This window comes from Cobetia crustatorum, from assembly GCF_000591415.1.
Taxonomy (GTDB): domain Bacteria; phylum Pseudomonadota; class Gammaproteobacteria; order Pseudomonadales; family Halomonadaceae; genus Cobetia; species Cobetia crustatorum.
The window spans coordinates 1-3,254 of sequence record NZ_JEMF01000106.1; the positions used below are offsets into that span (position 1 = coordinate 1).

The 3,254-nt window shown below is 40.9% G+C and carries 3 protein-coding genes; all 3 read left to right on the forward strand.

Features of this window, described 5'->3' with window-relative positions:
- Positions 1 to 1,267, forward strand: a 1,267-nt coding sequence (locus BF12_RS20715; RefSeq protein WP_211242483.1) for an ATP-binding cassette domain-containing protein, incomplete at its 5' end; no start/stop codon positions are given.
- Positions 1,268 to 1,535: 268 nt separating this feature from the next.
- A complete protein-coding gene (locus BF12_RS0116620; protein WP_024953240.1) occupies positions 1,536 to 2,462 on the forward strand; it encodes a glycosyltransferase family 2 protein in 927 nt (308 codons plus the stop codon).
- 433 nt (positions 2,463 to 2,895) lie between these two features.
- Positions 2,896 to 3,254, forward strand: a 359-nt coding sequence (locus tag BF12_RS0116625) for an ISAs1 family transposase (protein ID WP_024953241.1), incomplete at its 3' end; no start/stop codon positions are given.

The following is a 3,254-nucleotide window of genomic DNA, read 5'->3' on the forward strand; positions in this document are numbered from 1 at the left end:
TCACTATATGCATCAATCGTGGATTTTTCATGCAAGCGGAAATAGCAGCAATCTTGTCAATCGAACATCACAAGAATGTTTGCGTATAACGAACAATATAATCAACCCTTTGATGCAGATGAATGCCAAGATCGTATTGGTATTTTTTATGGCACTGGCGATATTCGTTTACAATCCTTGGGTAGCCATGACGGGCATCGGAATTTTTCTAGGTGTTTATTTTATACTATTCCGTACTGTCAGAAGTAAATTGAAACAGAATGGTGATTTCGTCACAGAGATGCAGCAACTCAGATTCAAGCTCCTTGCGGAGGGGCTTGGAGGAATCAAAGATGTGCTGTTGCTCGGAAGACAGGAAGTATTTGTTGATCGTTATGTTCAAGCGAGTGAAAATTTTGCCAAGTCTCAGGGTACAAACTTGGCTTTGGGGCTAGTGCCGCGTTACGCTCTAGAGTTTATCGCATTTGGGAGTGTTATTTTCCTGATACTTTTCCTTTTGACTGCACATGATGGAAATCTTGGTGAAATATTGCCAATTCTTTCAGTATATGCTCTGGCTGGGTTCAAATTACTACCAGCTTTTCAGCACATATACACAAGTCTATCAAATATTCGTGGAAATATAGCGGCGTTTGAAGATATTTCGTTTGACTTGAAGGAAAGTCTCAGAAGTAACGAAGTGCAATTATGCTCTCGCTATGGGGCCAGGAAAACTATCAAGTCTAAATCCAGTATAAGTCTACAGAATATAACATTCTGTTATCCTGGGAAAAAAACACCAGCTTTACATAACTTCAATCTAGAGATACCTGCAAATCAGATTATCGGTCTAGTTGGTGCATCAGGGTCTGGAAAATCTACCGCTATCGATATACTCCTGGGGTTGATCCAGCCGACGAAGGGCGAGCTGGTCATTGATGGAGGGGTAGTAGATGAGAATATGAACCGTATATGGCAAAACAGTATTGGTTTTGTTCCTCAGGCAATCTTTCTTTCTGATAGTAGTATTAGGGAAAATATCGCATTTGGATTAAGGCCACAAGATATTGATGATAGTGCCGTTACAAGAGCAATCAAGATGGCACATTTGAAAGAGCTTATTGATAGCCTCCCAGAGGGTATCGACACACTGGTGGGAGAAAGGGGAGTACAGTTATCTGGTGGTCAGCGTCAACGTATAGGCATTGCTCGTGCCCTATATCATGATGCCGATGTGCTTGTACTAGACGAGGCACAAGTGCACTGGATGGCATCACCGAAAAACTGATAATGAATGCAATACATGATTTTTCTGGCAAGAAAACCATTATCATGATTGCTCACAGACTGGCTACGGTCAAGCAATGCGATCGGATATACTTATTGAAAGATGGTGAAATTGAAGCCTGCGGAAAGTTTGACGAGTTGGTCGAGAATAATACTAGCTTTAGCAAGATGGTAGAGCATTCTTGACCTTTGATGCTTTGATTTACTATTCTTTGGCAAACCCAAAGTATGGTTATGATTGAAAAAATATTAGGAGAGGACTGTGCTTCATGCATGAAGTGAGTTTTATCATGGCATCTTTCAATTGTGCGAACTATATTGAAAGAGCAATATCGTCGGCACTTGAACAATGTAATTGCAAGGTTGAGCTGATTATTGTAGATGATGCCTCTACGGACAATACACGTGACATTCTGGATTCACTCACGGATGATAGAATAAAAGTTATTAAACTTGAACGTAACCAAGGGGCCAGCCATGCCAGAAATATTGCCATAGCGTCTGCCACTCATGAATGGATATCAATATTGGATTCTGATGACTGGTGCGATCAAAAAAGAGTGTCCAGCTTGCTGAAATTTGCATATATCAATAATGTTGATATCGTCGCGGACAATCAGAGGTTGGTAGATTATCGTAGTGGCGAGAGTTTAGGAGTACGAAGTAAACGAGCAGAGCAGTTTTGGCAAAACAATATTCTGACTCTTGAGGACGTAATAAAAAATTCTTCCATCGGTATAGTGCAACCTATTTTTAAAAGAAGTTTATTAAAAGATTTAGATAAGCATTATGACGAAAGCCTTACATATGGAGAAGATTATGAATTTTTGGTTAGGCTTATTGAGTCCGCACGCAGGCTTGGTCTTGTAAATCAACCTTATTATAACGTCACTATTCGAAGTGATAGTCTGGTAGCAAGTAGAGTGAAAATGTTTCAAGGTATGCTCGAAGTTTTTGAACTACTCTCTAAAAAGCAATATATCGCTGAAAGCAAGAAGCTATCTCACTATGTCAATAATAATATACAGGCTGCTGAATCCACAGTTGCCTACGGACATGTTGTTGAAAGCTTTAGGTCTAAAAATTTTGTCAATTTTCTGAAGTATGCTAGCCGGGGATCATTTCTTAAGCAGATCCCTTATAGATTCTATACTTTAATTCTCAAGTCAAGTGGTCATTTATTTAGGGTGAAATAATGAAAAATATAGCCCTAGTTATAGAACATTGGGAAAATGGGGGGACCGAAAGTTACATAAAATGACTGGCCCAAGAACTAGTGGTTAACGGTTACAATGTTTATTTAGTTCTTCTTAAAGGAAAATCAGAAAATACGATCGATTTTTTACCTGAAAAAAACGTACGAACTATCCCTTTACGTGAGATCGGAATTTATCTACGCACATTGAATGTCTCTGTAGTTAATCTACATTTGTATTCAAGGTTGCTGAGTGTAGTGCTGCGTATTTTAACCTTAAAAATAAAAATAATTTCAACTTTACACATGCCAATCAACTCTTGGGGAGTTAGGCAGGGAAAATGCATGAAAAACCGCTCTACGACGGGCCTCGTAGCGCTTGACCAAAAGGACCTCATGTGGTCATTTAGCAGCTTTCGCTCATGGATGATCCGATGCTGACACCGTCTCTTATGCACCATTTATCGATTGTTTCCGACTTCCGCCAGGCGTGGAAAGTGCAGCATCAGCTGTCGGATATCTTGTTTCTGATCGTCTGTGCGGTGATCTGTGGTGCAGAAGGTTGGGATGAAATCGAAGATTTTGGCCACGCGAAGTTGGACTTTCTTCGCCAGTACGGCGATTTTAAGGCTGGCGTGCCGAGCCACGATACCTTGGCCAGGGTGATGGCCCTGGTGAATGCCGAGCAGCTGCAAACTGCATTCGCTGAGTGGATGAAAAGTTGCCATGACGTGACTGATGGCGCAGTGGTAGCCATTGATGGCAAGACATTGCGTGGTCTCGTATTGCCGTG